Origin of the sequence: Tsukamurella ocularis, assembly GCF_965138335.1 — a bacterium.
GTDB classification, from domain to species: Bacteria; Actinomycetota; Actinomycetes; order Mycobacteriales; family Mycobacteriaceae; genus Tsukamurella; species Tsukamurella ocularis_A.
The window spans coordinates 96,818-110,747 of record NZ_CBCSDV010000003.1 but is presented as its reverse complement, the minus strand read 5'-3'; the positions used below and the strand labels follow the sequence as shown (position 1 = coordinate 110,747).

The 13,930-nt window shown below is 66.8% G+C and carries 15 protein-coding genes; 12 read left to right on the top strand and 3 right to left on the bottom strand.

What is annotated here, in order from left to right; translation table 11 throughout:
- The first annotated feature begins 29 nt into the window (after positions 1-29).
- Positions 30-365, top strand: coding sequence for a hypothetical protein (locus tag ACNAYW_RS04850; RefSeq protein WP_415848627.1), 336 nt, complete (start codon positions 30-32; stop codon positions 363-365).
- Here ACNAYW_RS04850 and ACNAYW_RS04845 read toward each other — a convergent pair.
- Positions 362-793, bottom strand: a complete 432-nt coding sequence (locus ACNAYW_RS04845; RefSeq protein ID WP_415848626.1) for a (deoxy)nucleoside triphosphate pyrophosphohydrolase — start codon at positions 791-793, stop codon at positions 362-364. The two genes, ACNAYW_RS04850 and ACNAYW_RS04845, sit on opposite strands and share 4 nt — an antisense overlap.
- 905 nt (positions 794-1,698) lie before the next feature.
- A complete protein-coding gene (locus ACNAYW_RS04840; RefSeq protein ID WP_415848625.1) occupies positions 1,699-2,616 on the bottom strand; it encodes an HNH endonuclease in 918 nt (305 codons plus the stop codon).
- Positions 2,617-2,759: 143 nt separating this feature from the next.
- On the opposite strand from ACNAYW_RS04840, the gene gndA reads away from it, so the two are divergent.
- The 3 genes from gndA (at position 2,760) to ACNAYW_RS04825 (ending at position 5,311) form a co-directional block, all read left to right on the top strand.
- Positions 2,760-4,202, top strand: coding sequence for an NADP-dependent phosphogluconate dehydrogenase (gene gndA / locus ACNAYW_RS04835; protein ID WP_415848624.1), 1,443 nt, complete (start codon positions 2,760-2,762; stop codon positions 4,200-4,202).
- A 138-nt stretch (positions 4,203-4,340) separates the two neighbouring features.
- The gene (locus tag ACNAYW_RS04830) at positions 4,341-4,721 is read left to right on the top strand and encodes a hypothetical protein (protein WP_415848623.1); all 381 of its coding nucleotides are present in this window, start codon (positions 4,341-4,343) and stop codon (positions 4,719-4,721) included.
- Positions 4,722-4,741: 20 nt separating this feature from the next.
- Positions 4,742-5,311, top strand: a complete 570-nt coding sequence (locus tag ACNAYW_RS04825; protein WP_415848622.1) for a DUF3558 domain-containing protein — start codon at positions 4,742-4,744, stop codon at positions 5,309-5,311.
- A 7-nt stretch (positions 5,312-5,318) separates the two neighbouring features.
- Here the strand turns inward: ACNAYW_RS04825 and ACNAYW_RS04820 are convergent, their stop codons facing one another.
- Positions 5,319-5,963, bottom strand: coding sequence for a TetR/AcrR family transcriptional regulator (locus tag ACNAYW_RS04820; protein WP_415848621.1), 645 nt, complete (start codon positions 5,961-5,963; stop codon positions 5,319-5,321).
- Positions 5,964-6,241: 278 nt separating this feature from the next.
- Between ACNAYW_RS04820 and ACNAYW_RS04815 the strand changes: the two genes are divergently transcribed.
- The 8 genes from ACNAYW_RS04815 to ACNAYW_RS04780 all read left to right on the top strand — a co-directional run bounded on the left by ACNAYW_RS04815 (position 6,242) and on the right by ACNAYW_RS04780 (position 13,893).
- The gene (locus tag ACNAYW_RS04815) at positions 6,242-7,084 is read left to right on the top strand and encodes an urea amidolyase associated protein UAAP1 (protein WP_415848620.1); all 843 of its coding nucleotides are present in this window, start codon (positions 6,242-6,244) and stop codon (positions 7,082-7,084) included.
- 33 nt (positions 7,085-7,117) lie between these two features.
- Positions 7,118-7,717, top strand: a complete 600-nt coding sequence (locus ACNAYW_RS04810) for a DUF1989 domain-containing protein (protein WP_415848619.1) — start codon at positions 7,118-7,120, stop codon at positions 7,715-7,717.
- 131 nt (positions 7,718-7,848) lie between these two features.
- Positions 7,849-8,874 carry a Bug family tripartite tricarboxylate transporter substrate binding protein gene (locus ACNAYW_RS04805; protein WP_415848618.1) on the top strand — a complete coding sequence of 342 codons (1,026 nt, stop codon included), beginning with the start codon at positions 7,849-7,851 and terminating at the stop codon, positions 8,872-8,874.
- Positions 8,871-9,383: a tripartite tricarboxylate transporter TctB family protein gene (locus tag ACNAYW_RS04800; protein ID WP_415848617.1), complete on the top strand. Its 513-nt coding sequence runs from the start codon at positions 8,871-8,873 to the stop codon at positions 9,381-9,383. Before ACNAYW_RS04805 ends, ACNAYW_RS04800 begins: the two co-directional genes overlap by 4 nt.
- A 2-nt stretch (positions 9,384-9,385) precedes the next feature.
- Entirely contained in the window at positions 9,386-10,894 is a 1,509-nt protein-coding gene (locus ACNAYW_RS04795; RefSeq protein WP_415848616.1) for a tripartite tricarboxylate transporter permease, read from the top strand.
- A 2-nt stretch (positions 10,895-10,896) separates the two neighbouring features.
- Positions 10,897-11,259: a universal stress protein gene (locus tag ACNAYW_RS04790; RefSeq protein WP_415848615.1), complete on the top strand. Its 363-nt coding sequence runs from the start codon at positions 10,897-10,899 to the stop codon at positions 11,257-11,259.
- A gap of 151 nt (positions 11,260-11,410) precedes the next feature.
- Positions 11,411-11,692, top strand: coding sequence for a DUF1490 family protein (locus tag ACNAYW_RS04785; RefSeq protein WP_415848614.1), 282 nt, complete (start codon positions 11,411-11,413; stop codon positions 11,690-11,692).
- Positions 11,692-13,893, top strand: coding sequence for a heavy metal translocating P-type ATPase (locus ACNAYW_RS04780; RefSeq protein ID WP_415848613.1), 2,202 nt, complete (start codon positions 11,692-11,694; stop codon positions 13,891-13,893). Before ACNAYW_RS04785 ends, ACNAYW_RS04780 begins: the two co-directional genes overlap by 1 nt.
- Positions 13,894-13,930 lie beyond the last annotated feature (37 nt).

Below are 13,930 nucleotides of genomic sequence, written 5' to 3'. Positions count from 1 at the left end.
CGCGGCCGGATCAACGCACGGAGGTGGTCGTGGATACACCGGTGGTTCTCGACCGAGACCTGGGTCGAGCATTCGGCCTCGCGCCTGGCCCCACGAAGGAACGTGAGATCAACCGGCTCGTTGTGGACCTGATCGTCGGGCTGGTGGCAGAAGCGTCGCCCAACGCACGCGAGGTCTGGTTCGACTGGAGTGAAGATGGATTGTGCATCACGGCGATTCGCGATGGGCGGGGCGTCCCCTGCATCGAGCCCGATGAGGTCGACGAGTGCCTCTCGATCTATGCGAGCAACATCCGCGATACGAGGTACGTGGCACACCTCACCGCTGTCCGCGGTATCCACGGCCCGTTTGTGCTGCAGATCTAAGCAATCCAGGTCGAAAGGTGTTCCTGGATAGTCTCGATCGCGCCTGCGTCTGAAGGCAGCCAATCGACGGATCCGAGATCGCCGGGTGCCATCCAACGCACTTCGTCGTGGGAGTCGCCCGATGCGAGCTCTCCGTCAGCGACGGCAGCGAAGTAGAGCCGCATCTCGTACTTCTCCGAGATCGGCCATGCGCCCGATGTATGGGGTACTTCCGGACCGATGGAGACAGTCGCGCCGAGCTCCTCGTGAATTTCGCGGACGAGAGCAGCCTCTGGGGTCTCGCCTTCCTCTGTTTTCCCACCAGGGAACTCCCAGAGGCCGGCGAGCGCTGCCGGGCTTGTTCGCCGCGCCGCGAAAACCTTGGTTGGCTGTTCCAAGTCGTCCACGATGATCGCGCCGACGACGAGTTGCGGAGCGGCAGAGTGCATGACGGTGATTCTGGCACCTCTCCCCCGTTCTTGTCAGGGGGAGATGACATGACTGGCGGCCATAGAGTCACTGCAAAAGCGGAGCCTTCTGATCGGATCAAAGGCTTCGGGGGTTGCTTATCGACCCGCTATCGGTCGGGTAGGCTGGCTTGCCGCACGTGCTTGTGTGCCACGTTGCCGGCATTGACGTCTGAAGCAGGAAGGGCGACCTCTTCTGAGGTAATTTCTGATAGTTTAGTGAGTGTCAGTCGACTATTGTTGGTGAAGGGTGCGCTTCACTGACTTCATTCGATTGCGAATGTTTTGTTTTCGCGCGTCGACGTAGGTGTTCGCTCACAAATCTAGGTTGGGAAGCTTCCAAATCGACAATCCTTGTTCCGAGAGTTGGCGAAATTCGTTTCGGCGCACTAGGAGTCCTTCGTCCTCGGGAATCCGCAATCGATAGGTGAACCCACCTTGGGCGTTGACTCCCGCTCGGGAGGGTTGCTTGGGTCGTACTCGACGACTAGATTTTCGCGATGGAGCTTCCGGTACCAGGAATCCAGTCGTGTCGTCTTCCATTCGGACATGCCTTGCCCGCGGGTTGCGTAGTACTCTGCATGATCGCGGAGACGCTTGTATTGGACCGCCTGGTTGTGTGGGGTAGGCACTCTAAAAGGAAATTCGCGTGCAATTTATTTCGCGAGGAGTGATTTTGCCGCCGTAGGCATGTTTTATCCATGAAATATACTGTCTCGTTACGCCGAACTGCTCCGCTATTGCAGATTGAGTGTATCCCTAATTCTTGAGTGCTTCGATTTCTGCGATCCCAATAATGGGGACTCGGCTTCTTGGTGGGGTCATTTCCCTCTGTTTGGGTAAGTTGGTCGAGTCGACGTGAGGTTACTGTTGCCGAACTTTGTGTGCTATGCCGTCAGAAATTTCTCGTACTGAAAAGCTAGCAGGTCGGGTGACGGGAGCTGGCTACGTCTGGCTGGAAGGAACATGAGCTTCTTATCATGAAGCTGCTTCAAGCCGTGCTCGAGCATAGGGCCGTCGATTTCGACGAGGATATCTTTTCGAATCTTGACTTGGTAGTCGGGCGTGATGCCGAGAATTCCGATATCATAAGCGCGATGATGGATTTTGCATAGGCTGAGTCCGTTGGACACGACGGGCTCGCCGTCCTCGCTGTCGGGGATGATGTGAGAGGCGTCGAGAAGTTCACGATGGTTGAGGTTGCACACCGCGCAGTGGTCCTCGTAGGCGCGGAGGACGCGGGACCGAAAGACTGGCTGGTGGACACGGGTTTTGACCTCGCGTGTGATGTACTTGCGGATTGCAGCCTCGACAGGGGAGTCGGGCCGGTACATCTCGGCGGTGTCGGCGAAAGCGACGACGAAGCGTCGGTCGGCAGGTTCTTCGCCGACTACGTACACAGGGAAGATCGCCTGCAGCTCGCCCGGGGCGACGCCGAAGAACCACGTCAGAGGTTTGTGAGTGCCGATGAGGCTTCGAAGTCCTACGTTATCGGCGTCGTTCGGGTCGACGCCCTTCCAGCTGTAGCGAAGGAACCCGTCTTCACCGATCTCGTCTGAATAGTTGAACGCGCTCTTTGTCTTGTAGCTGGTCATGATCGTGAGTGCGTGCTGCAGCTGTCGGGGCTTCCGGATGCCGCGTGTCGGGTCGATGAGCTTGAACGGCTCACCATCGAATTTGAAGTCATGCAGAAGCATGTCGCGTGTGACGGGATGCTCTTGGTCGTTCGTCACCCGGCGCAGAAACTCCATCGCCTCTAGGCGCAAACGGAGATCTGTTGCGTCATCGAACACTTCGGCTCCCATCGGGTTGGTTCTATGAACTTAGTCGACACGACCGACATGGTGGGTGCGGTCGCGCACGTCAGGTTCAACGGTCACCGTCGGGCATGGGGACGTAACGTAGACGCCGAGTGTGAACCACCACGAGGAAGAGGGACGAACAAGCGATGAGCAGCAACGACGCCAAGGCGAACATCGGAGTGGTGGGGATGGCGGTGATGGGCTCGAACCTGGCCCGCAACCTGGCGTCCCGGGAGGGCAACACTGTCGCGATCTACAACCGCTCGCCGGAGAAGACGCACGACGTGGTGAAGAACCACCCCGAGGCGAACTTCGTTGCCAGCGACACCATCGACGAGTTCGTGGCCAGCCTCGCGAAGCCGCGCACCGCGATCATCATGGTGCAGGCCGGCGCGGGCACGGACGCGGTGATCGAGCAGCTCCAGGAGCGGTTCGAGCCGGGCGACATCATCGTCGACGGCGGCAACGCGAACTTCCACGACACCATCGCCCGCGAGTCGAAGATCGCGCCGACGGGCATCCACTTCGTCGGCGCGGGCATCTCCGGCGGCGAGGAGGGCGCGCTCAAGGGCCCGTCGATTATGCCCGGCGGCACCGCCGAGTCGTACGAGACCCTCGGCCCGATCCTCGCGTCGATCGCCGCGGTCGCGGAGGGGGAGCCGTGCGTGACCCACGTGGGCACCGACGGCGCCGGCCACTTCGTCAAGATGATCCACAACGGCATCGAGTACGCCGACATGGAGCTCATCGGGGAGGCCTACGACCTGCTACGCAACGTCGCCGGCTACACGCCCGCCCAGATCTCGGACCTCTTCGCCACGTGGAACGAGGGGCCGCTCAACAGCTACCTCATCGAGATCACGATCGACATCCTCAAGCACGTCGACGCGGAGACGGGCAAGCCCTTCGTCGACATCGTCACCGACCAGGCCGGCAGCAAGGGCACCGGCGTCTGGACCGTGCAGACCGCCCTCGACCTGGGCGTGCCGGTCGGCGGCGTCGCCGAGGCCGTCTTCGGCCGCGCCGTCTCCTCCAAGCGCAACCAGCGCGACGCGGTCCGCGCGCTCGGCATCGAGCGCCCCACGGCGCCGCGGGTGGAGGACTCCTTCGTCGACGACGTCGCGAAGGCCCTCTACGCCTCCAAGATCGTCGCCTACGCCCAGGGCTTCGACGCGATCATCGCCGGCGCCGAGAAGTACGGCTGGAACATCGACAAGGGCGCCGTCGCCAAGATCTGGCGCGGCGGCTGCATCATTCGCGCCCAGTTCCTCAACGTCCTCGCCGATGCCTACGCCGAGAACCCGAACCTCAACACCCTGCTCGAGGCCCCGTACTTCGCGCAGGCCATCCGCGACGGCGAGGAGGCGTGGCGCCGCGTTGTCATCACCGCCACCCAGGCCGCCGTCCCGATCCCGGGCTTCGCGACGGCGCTGAGCTACTTCGACTCGCTCAACGTCGACCGTCTGCCCGCTGCGTTGGTCCAGGGCCAGCGCGACTTCTTCGGCGCGCACACCTACAAGCGCGTCGACAAGCCGGGCACCTTCCACACGCTGTGGTCGGGCGACCGCAGCGAGGTCCAGACGGACTGAGCGAGACGATCGCAGGGGCGCGGCCGCAACGGTCGCGCCCCTGCGTCGTCCATGGAAGGTTCTCGGAACCGATCGTCGCGCTGGTGCGTCCAATTGATGAGGGCGTGTGCACGCCTGCCGGTGGCGATCGGAGGAATCGTGGGGAATCCCGAAGCGGACAAGATCCGTGACGAGGCGCGGCAGCGCATCGCCGACCGTCCGAGCATGGTTCTCGACGGTGACCCGATCGAGGAGCTTGCCAAGGCCCACGATAGGCACGCAAACCGACTTGACGTGATAGCGGATTCGCTGGTGGACGTCGGTAGGGTTAATCACCTTGGCAACACCGTTGAGGGGCGCGCCGCGACATATAACATTAACGTGGCTGTGCACGACCATGAGCATTCGGTTGAGCAGAATCTCAGGCGCGAAGCTGCTGAAGCGCGCACTATCGCTGCGGCGTTGCGGCAGATCGCCAAGGACATCGGTGACACAGAGCTCGAGAACGTTGCGGGGATTGGCGCGGTGAGATGGGCGTGATTCGTGGGCTAACCGTCTCGTTGATCACCACCATGTTGCTGTCGGGCTGCACCGTTGCTGTGGCGGGGCAGGCGATCCCAGCGGAAGGCGCTGGGACGCAGATCTCAAAGGCTTCCACGGATGCTCTGCCGTTCACGCCGAGGTTTGGGGGGCGTACGAACGAGCGGAATGACGGCACCACCTTCGAGCCTTGTGCTGCGTACTCGGACGAGGAGATGCGGGCGCTGGGTGCGGACCCTCGTACGCTCGCAGACGCCGCGATCTCCGAGTCTCCGAACTATCGAGGATGTCATTGGCAGACCTCGGACGGAGCGGGTAGATATAGCCAGATCGTGGGGAATGAGCGGTCAACCGAGGCGTATAAGGCGAAGCAGAGCTACCGCCCATGGCAGGCTGATCGTGTTGTGGACGGCCGGGTGGTGATCGTCTCAACTGAGGATGGTGGATGCTTCGCGTCGTTTATGTCGCAGCGCGCAATGGTCCACTCAAGCTTTCGGATAGGCAGTGCGGGGAAGCCCACCGTTGATCTGGTAACGGAATGCGACAAGGCGATCGAGTGGGCGACGCTGGCGATCTCGAAGGCGCCGTGACCGACGGCTACGCCAGCACCCGCTGAATCGCCCGACAGATCGCGTCCACCACGTCGCCACCGTCAACGCCCGCGGCGGCGCCGGACTCAGAACCGAGGGCACCGTCGGACCGCAGGCCGATCACGGACTCCACGAGCCGGAACGGCAGGAGCGCGCGCGGGTCGCTGTCGTCGCCCAGAACAGCCACCCCGAGGGAACGGTAGTGCGTGGCCAGCTCCGCCCTGTCGGCGCGGAACTCGGCGAACTCGTCGGCCGCCAGTTCGGGCAGGTGGTAGAGCGCGCCCAGGTTGTACCGCGCCGCCAGTAGCTGCTCGGCGTCGGACCGGGCCAACGTCAACAGCCGGTCGAGGGCGTCACCGTCGGCCGACACCACGGAGCGTGCGAGTGTGAGCGGTGCCTGCACCGTCGCCTCGAGCAGCGCGGTCAGGATCTCGCCCTTGGTGGGGAAGTAGTGGTAGAGCGAGGCCTGCCTGATGCCGACGGCCTCAGCGATCTGCCGCGTCGACGTGGCTGCGTAGCCGCGGTGAGTGAACAGCTCCGCGGCGGCGTCGAGGATCTCGTCCACCGCCGTGGCGCCGGGCCGCCGCGGGTCGTGGACCCGCGGCCGCCCCGGCCTACCTGCGGATTCTGGCCCGCCGCTCGCCGCCGCCACGGGGTCAGAATACGCGCGCGAAACATGTTCGTAGCATTGGTTAACCTGTTTGCAACAGCAGCGCAATCCAGTTGACCCGAAAAGGGCGTTTTCTATCACTTGATAGGTATCTATTGTGTGACTTAGGCGCACGATGCACACCGGGAGTTGCAGATGGCAATCACAGAACCCCGACACTGTGGCTCGCGTCGGTCCCGGCTGGATCGGCGGCGGGCGATTCCACCCGCTGGCTCGGCGCCGGTCCATGGTCGGCCCGCCGTCGTCCCGGTTCGGCCGCGATGACCGCGACAACCGGCACAGCTGCCGCCACCCTGGGCGCGCGTGACCGCGCGCGTGCCCAGGCCGACACTCGTATCGTGGGCATGCCGACGGTTCCGCCTACGGAATGGCCGGACCCGCCCGCAGGGGTGTACGCCGACAATCTCACGTGGGCGGAGAACGTTCCCGGCGGTCGCTACGCGGTCAAAGCGCTGGCCCGCGGCACCCGAATCCGTCTGACGGACATCGCCGGATCCGCCTGTGCGCACATGCTCCTGTGGCGAGCGGACGCCCCGTGGGAGCGGCTCGATGTCGCAGACACCGTCGCAGTGATGTGGCAGGTCTACCTGGGGGCCGGGAGCCCCTTATTGTCCGACCACGGGTGTGTTCTCGCGACGATCGTCGTCGACGACTCGGGGCATCACGATGCTCTCTGCGGCACCACGACGCTGGCCGCCAACATCGCCAAGTACGGCGCGGGGGAGGTGTACTCCACCAGCCCCGCGGGGCGCGAGCTCTTGACGTGCGCCGCCGCCAAGTTCGGGCTGACCGCCGCCGACGTCGGGCAGTCGGTCTCCTTCTTCCACGGTGTCAGGGTCGCCGCGGACGGCGCGCTCGAATCCGCCGGCAGCGCGGGGCCGGGGAAGTCGGTCGAGCTGGTCCTGCACCTGCCCTGCATCGTCGCCATCGCGAATACCGCTCACTCGCTGGACCCGTCGCCGACCTTCGACACCGGCCTGCTCGAGCTGCTCGCCTGGCGCACCGACGACGATCTGACCGCCCTCATCGCCGATGGGGATGCGTCCCCCGAATATCGACGCGCCGTGGCGAACTCCGAGGACGTGCACCGCGCCGCGCGGTGATTCGCCGACCCCGACACCGCAAGGACCTTTCCGATGATCACCACGCTCCCTCCGCGGGCCCCCTGGTCGGGCATCGTTCCCGCCGGGCACACCCTCACGATGACCGACCTGCACGGCAAGCCGTCCATCGACACCCTCTTCTACGGCGCTCACGACCACGGAATCCGGTACAGCACGCAGCAGACGATCACCGGCCAGCGGAACATCTACCTGGGCGAGGGCACCGTCATCCGCGACCAGGAATCGCGCCCGATGGTGACGATCGTCCACGACGAGGTCGGCAGACACGACACGCTCAGCAGCGCGTGCTCGCAGGAGTCCAACTCCCTGCGCTACGGCCATCACACCAAGCATGAGCACGCGTGCGTCGAGAACTTCCTCATCGAGGGCAGCCGGCACGGCCTGGGTATGCGGGACCTCGTGGGGAACGTGAACTTCTACGTGTTCGCTCCCGTCGCCCCCGACGGGACGTTCGGTGCGGTCGAGGGGGAGTCGACGGTCGGCCGGAAGGTCGTGCTGCGCGCGGAGATCGACATCCTCGTGCTCATCTCGAACTGCCCTCAGGTCAACGATCCGTGCCACGACTTCGGGCTCGCGGCGGTCGAACTCGAGGTCTCGGACTCCGTCGCCTGAACCGATCGCCGCCGGTGAGTTCTGCGCATTTCGCGCATTCTGTTCTTTACTGAGATTTTCCGTTCCCGTCGGCGGGTGTTTGTGCGGCGATAATCTGGCGTCCTCATCAGCTCGACGAGGAGGTCAGGGTCGTGTCGGACAGCTCGGACGAAACAGAGCAGGCGAAAGCACCACCGCGGCAACGTAACAGCCTCGCGTTGGCCGTCTACGCGATCATCGCCGTCGTGGTGGTCTCGACGGCCGTGTACTACTCCTTCCAGCGCGGAGGCCTCTCCGCCGACATCCGCAACAAGGCAACGCTGATCGCGCCCGCCGGAGCGGGAGGCGGTTGGGACCTCGTCATGCGCGAGTCGCAGGCGATCATGCGGGAGCAGAAGATCGCGACCAACATCCAGGTCGTCAACGTGCCCGGCGCGGCGGGCACCATCGGCCTGTCGCGGCTGCATTCGATGCCGGGCCGCGCGGACGTCGTCATGGTCGGCGGCACCGGTCTCGTCGCCGGGGTCCAGCAGACGAAGTCCGCGGTGAAGATGACCGACGTGACGCCGATCGCGCGGATCTTCGAGGAGTACGACGTGCTCGTGGTCCCCGCGAACTCCCCGTACAAGTCCGTCGACGACCTGGTCGCGGCGTGGAAGAGCAACCCGCATTCGATCCCGTTCACCGGCGGCGGCAGCTTCGACCAGCTGGTCATGGCGCAGTTCGCGAAGGCCGCCGGGATCGACCCCAAGAACACCACCTACATCCCCAAGGCCGGCGGCGGCGAGGTCGCCCAGGCCCTGGTCACCGGCACGGCGAAAGCCGCGTTCTCCGGGTACGCCGACCTCATCGACCAGATCGAATCCGGACGCCTCCGCGGACTCGCCATGGCCGCCAAGGAGCCCATCGACGGCGTGGACTTCCCGACGCTCCGCCAGCTCGGCTACGACGTGACGCTGGCCAACTGGCGCGCCCTGTTCGGCCCGCCCGATATCTCGTCGGCCGACGTCAAGAACATCCGCGACGTCTTCGACGAGGTCATGCGCACGCAGGACTGGGCCGGGGCCGAGCGCACCAACAAGTGGACGCGCGCGTGGCTCGAAGGGCCCGACCTGACCACCTTCATCGCCGACGAGGACCGCGTCATCGCCGGCCTGTACCAGGAGCTGGGCAAATGACAACGCAGACGGAAGAAGCGGACGAAGCGGCCCCGGGCACCGGCAACGGGCTCGGCGCGCTCATCGTCCCCGCGATACTCGCGATCGCCAGCACCCTCGTCGTCATCGGCAACCTCACCATGGACGTGCAGTCCGATGACAGCCCCGGCCCCACGTTCTTCCCGTGGCTCCTCGCCATCGTCGGCTACGCGCTGGCCGCCGCGCTCGCGGTGCACTTCGTCCGCCACCCGGACGAGCTCGCTCGCTCGGAGACGAAATTCCGCACCTACACCGACTGGGCCGCCGCCGGTTGGCTCATCGGCGGGCTCATCGCGTTCGCGGTCCTCCTCGACGTCCTCGGCTGGATCCTCGCCGCCGCGCTCCTGTTCTGGTGCGTGACACGGGCCTTCAACAGCAAGCGGCCCCTGTTCGACGTCTCCGTCGGGCTGCTGCTCTCCAGCGTGGTCTTCCTGATCTTCGGCGTCCTGCTGGACGTCCCACTCCCGTCCGGAATCCTGGGAGGACTGTAGCCATGGACCAGTTCGGACTCCTGCTCGACGGCTTCGCCGGCGCCCTGTCGCCCGCGAACCTCATGTGGGTCATCATCGGCTGCCTCATCGGCACCGCGGTGGGCGTGCTGCCCGGCCTCGGCTCCTCGATGGCGGTGGCGCTCCTCCTCCCGATGACCTTCGCGCTCAATCCGACCGCGGCCTTCATCCTGTTCTCCGGCGTCTACTTCGGCGGCCTCTTCGGCGACTCGACGATGGCCATCCTCATGAACACCCCGGGCCAGGCCTCGTCGATCGCCTCGACCTTCGAGGGCCACCAGATGGCGAAGAACGGCAAGGCGCCCCAGGCGCTGGCCATCGCCGCGATCGGCGCCTTCATCGGCGGCATGATCGCCTCGATCCTCGTGGTCTTCCTCGCCCCGTTCATGGCGGACCTGTCCACGAAATTCGGCCCGGCCGAATACTTCGCGCTCTCGCTGCTTGCCTTCGGCGCGATCTCCTCGGTGGTCTCGGAATCGGTGATCAAGGGCCTCGCCTCGCTGGTGATGGGCCTGATGTTCGCGACCGTCGGCATCGACCAGATCTCCGGCACGGAGCGCTTCACCTTCGGCTCCGCGAACCTGTTCGACGGGATCTCGCTGGTGATCGTCGCCGTCGGCATGCTGGCCCTCGGCGAGATCATCATCGTGGCCTCCCGGATCCGCCGCGACCCCGCCCCGAAGGCGCTCGGCGCCAAGGCCGGGCGCGCGTGGCTCTCGAAGGCCGAGTTCAGGGAGGCGCTGCCCGCGTGGGGCCGCGGCACCGCGATCGGCCTGCCGTTCGGTGTCGTCCCCGTCGGCGGCTCTGAGGTCCCGACCTTCCTCGCCTACGACGTGGAGCGCCGCCTCGACCGCCGCCGCAAGGTCCCGATGTTCGGCAAGGGCGCGCCCCGCGGCCTCGCCGCACCGGAGGCCGCGGGCAACTCGACCACCGGCATGGCGATGGGAGCGCTGCTCTCGCTGGGGCTCCCGGTCTCGGCGACCGCCGCGATCATGCTCGCCGCGTTCCGCCAGTACGGCCTGCAGCCCGGACCGCTGCTGTTCGACAACTCGCCGGACCTGGTGTGGGCGCTGCTCGCCAGCTTCTTCATCGCGATGGTCGTGCTGCTCGTGATCAACCTGCCCTTCGCGCAGTTGTGGGCGAAGCTGTTGCTGATCCCCGCGCCGTACCTGTACGGCAGCATCGTGGTGTTTTGCGGCCTCGGCATCTACGCGACCTCGCCGACGATGTTCGACCTGCTGCTGTTCCTCGCGATCGGCCTGCTGGCGTTCGTCTTCAAGCGGTACGACATCCCGGTCGCGCCCCTGCTCATCGGCATGGTGCTCGGGCCGCTCGCCGAGACCAGCCTGCGGGACGCCCTGCTCTCCTCCGACGGCGACTACTCGGTCTTCGTCTCCTCGCCGATCTCGATCACCCTCTACGGCCTGCTGATCGCCGTGCTCCTGATCAAGGCACGCCAGGTCGTCACCGCTCGCACCGGAAAGGACGTCTGACCATGACCATTCTCGTCGCCCACTCGACCACCCCCGAGAGTGCCGCCGCGCTCGACGCCGCCTACCGCGAGGCGGAGCGCAGGCCCGGGGAGCCGATCGTCGTCTTCCTGCTCGACGGTGACGCTCCCGACGTCTCGGAGGCCATCGCACGCGGCCTCACCGTCACCGTCGAGCGCCCCAAGGAGTTCGAGAAGGACCCGGTGGGCGGCGTCGTCGACGCCGCGACCGCGCTCGACGCCTCGGTCCTGGTGATCGGGATCAAGCACCGCACCGCGACCGGGAAGCTGCTCTTCGGGTCGTCGGCGCAGCGGATCCTGCTCGACGCCACCTGTCCCGTGCTCGCAGTGAAGGTCCCGCAGGGCTGACACGCGGCGTCCTGCCGCCTCGTCCCAGGAGCAAGCGCAGGACAGCCCACCGTGTTGTGCGTTACGTTCCGTTGGGCCCGCCGAGCGCGGTACGCTGTTGGAAATGATGTTCGATAGGTGGCGCGACGTCGCCTGACGAAGGGACGGTCCGATGGCGGTTCAGGCGGTACTCCTCAAGGCGGGCTCCGCGCTCGTGACCGGCCTCGTCGGCGCCGCGGCGTATGACGCGACCAAGAAGGCGCTCGCCAAGGCGCCGCTGCGCGAGGGAGCGGTCGCCGCGACGGCACTGGGGCTCAAGGGCAGCCGCAAGGCCGAGGAGGTCGCCGAGAACGTGCGACTGAACGCCGCGGACATCCTGGCCGAGGCGAAGGAGCGGGTCGGTGAGGAGTCGACCCCACCGGCGACCGGCGCCGCGCACGACCACGACCACTGATGACCGCGCTGTCCGAGCCGGCGGGGCGTGTCGTCTCGCAGGCCGCCGGCCGGCTGCGCTGGGTGCTCGATGATCTCGTCGGAGCGGCACCGCAGCGCCGCATCGCGGTCGAGGACGCGGTGCTGGCGATACCCGGCGTGCGAGCGGCGCACGCCTACAGCCACACCGGTTCCCTCGTGGTCTGGCATCGCAGCGACGTCGATCCCGCACGCATCGCTGAGGCCGCCGCGGAGGGGCTCGCCGCCGACGCCTCCCTCGTCGCCCGGCACGCGCCGCACTCGGCGGACGTGACCAATGCGGATCTGCTCCGGATGGGTCTCGGCGCCACGGCCCTGGTGCTCCTCGGCCTCCGTCGCTACGGCTTTCGCCGGACGCCCCTGCTCGGGCCTGGGACTCGGACGGCGGCGACCGCGATCACCGTCTTCACCGGCTACCCGTTCCTGCGTGGGGCCCTGCGATCGTTGCGTGGCGGACGCGCCGGCACGGACGCTCTCGTCTCGGCGGCCACGATCGCGAGTCTCCTCCTGCGCGAGAACGTCGTCGCCCTGACGGTGCTGTGGCTCCTCAACATCGGCGAGTTCCTCCAGGACCTCACGCTGCGCCGCACCCGGCGCGCGATCTCGGACCTACTGCGCGGCAACACCGATACGGCCTGGCTGCGGCTGGCCGACGGGGCCGAGGTACAGGTCCCGATCGACGCGCTCGACGTCGGCGACATCGTGATCGTGCACGATCACGTGGCGGTGCCCGTGGACGGCGTCGTTGTCGATGGGCTCGCCGTCGTCGACCAGGCGGCACTGACCGGGGAGACGCTCCCCGTCACGATCGAACCGGGCGCGCCCGTGCACGCAGGCGCAGTGGTGGTCTCGGGCCGCCTGGTTGTGCGGGCCACGGCCGTGGGCGCCGACACCGCGATCGGCCGCATCATCGAGCGGGTCGAGGAGGCGGAACGGGACCGGGCGCCGATCCAGACCGTCGGGGACAACTTCTCCCGCCGCTTCGTTCCCGGGTCCTTCGTCCTGTCCGGGCTCACCCTGCTCCTCACTCGGGACCTGCGGCGCGCAATGACGATGCTGCTCATCGCGTGCCCTTGTGCCGTGGGACTCTCGACGCCGACCGCGATCAGCGGGGCGATCGGCAACGGTGCGCGCCGCGGGATCCTCATCAAGGGCGGCTCCCACCTCGAGGCGGCCGGCTCGGTCACGGCGGTGGTCTTCGACAAGACCGGCACGCTGACGACCGGCCGGCCGGTGGTGACGAACGTGGTCTCCTTCCTGGACGACTGGACCCCGGAGCAGGTCCTCGCGCACGCGGCCAGCTCCGAGATCCACTCCCGGCATCCGCTGGCGGAGGCCGTCATCCGGTCGACGGAGGAGCGCCACATCGAGATCCCGAGCCACGCGGAGTGCGAGGTCATCGTCGGACTGGGCATGCGGACCCAGGCCGAGGACGGCCGCGTGCTCCTGCTGGGCAGCCCGGCTCTCCTGGAACAGCACGGCGTAGCCGTGGGAGCCGACGCCGCGCGGTGGGTCGACCGGCTCCGCGCCGAATGCGAGACGCCGCTGCTGCTCGCGGTGGACGGGGCGTTGACCGGCCTCGTGAGCCTGCGCGACGAGGTGCGCGCCGAGGCCGCCGAGACCCTCGCCGCCGTGGCGGCCGCGGGGATCGCCACCGTCGTCATGCTGACGGGCGACCACCCGGAGACGGCGGCCGCCATCGCCGCCGAGCTCGGCATCACGCGATGGCGCGCGGAAGTGATGCCCGAGGACAAGCTGGCCGAAGTCCGGGCGCTGCAGGACGAGGGCCATGTGGTCGCGATGGTCGGCGACGGCGTCAACGACGCTCCCGCGCTCGCGGCGGCGGACGTGGGGATCGCGATGGGCCTCGCGGGCACTGACGTGGCAGTGGAGACCGCCGACGTGGCCCTGGCCGGCGACGATCTGCGCAACGTCCTCGACGTGGTCGACCTCGGTCGGCGGGCCGTGGACGTGATCCGGCAGAACTACGGCATGTCCATCGCGGTGAACTCGGTCGGGTTGCTCATCGGAGCGGGTGGCGCACTCTCGCCGGTGCTGGCCGCGATCCTGCACAACGCCTCGTCGGTCGCGGTCGTGCTCAACAGCTCCCGGCTGATCCGATACCGGCTCGCGGAGTCGCCGCCGTCCGCGCCGCCGGAGCTGTCCCGCGGCGGCATGCGTTAACTTCGTGTTTCCAGCCTGTTGCGCCTGACGATCTGGC

Bases quoted from the DNA above. Each gene is read 5' to 3' on its own strand.
- ACNAYW_RS04840 (WP_415848625.1), bottom strand. From the start codon at position 2,616: ATGGGAGCCGAAGTGTTCGATGACGCAACAGATCTCCGTTTGCGCCTA.
- ACNAYW_RS04785 (WP_415848614.1), top strand. From the start codon at position 11,411: ATGGCGGTTCAGGCGGTACTCCTCAAGGCGGGCTCCGCGCTCGTGACC.
- ACNAYW_RS04795 (WP_415848616.1), top strand. From the start codon at position 9,386: ATGGACCAGTTCGGACTCCTGCTCGACGGCTTCGCCGGCGCCCTGTCG.
- ACNAYW_RS04790 (WP_415848615.1), top strand. From the start codon at position 10,897: ATGACCATTCTCGTCGCCCACTCGACCACCCCCGAGAGTGCCGCCGCG.
- gndA (WP_415848624.1), top strand. From the start codon at position 2,760: ATGAGCAGCAACGACGCCAAGGCGAACATCGGAGTGGTGGGGATGGCG.
- ACNAYW_RS04800 (WP_415848617.1), top strand. From the start codon at position 8,871: ATGACAACGCAGACGGAAGAAGCGGACGAAGCGGCCCCGGGCACCGGC.
- ACNAYW_RS04845 (WP_415848626.1), bottom strand. From the start codon at position 793: ATGCACTCTGCCGCTCCGCAACTCGTCGTCGGCGCGATCATCGTGGAC.
- ACNAYW_RS04810 (WP_415848619.1), top strand. From the start codon at position 7,118: ATGATCACCACGCTCCCTCCGCGGGCCCCCTGGTCGGGCATCGTTCCC.
- ACNAYW_RS04815 (WP_415848620.1), top strand. From the start codon at position 6,242: ATGACCGCGACAACCGGCACAGCTGCCGCCACCCTGGGCGCGCGTGAC.
- ACNAYW_RS04780 (WP_415848613.1), top strand. From the start codon at position 11,692: ATGACCGCGCTGTCCGAGCCGGCGGGGCGTGTCGTCTCGCAGGCCGCC.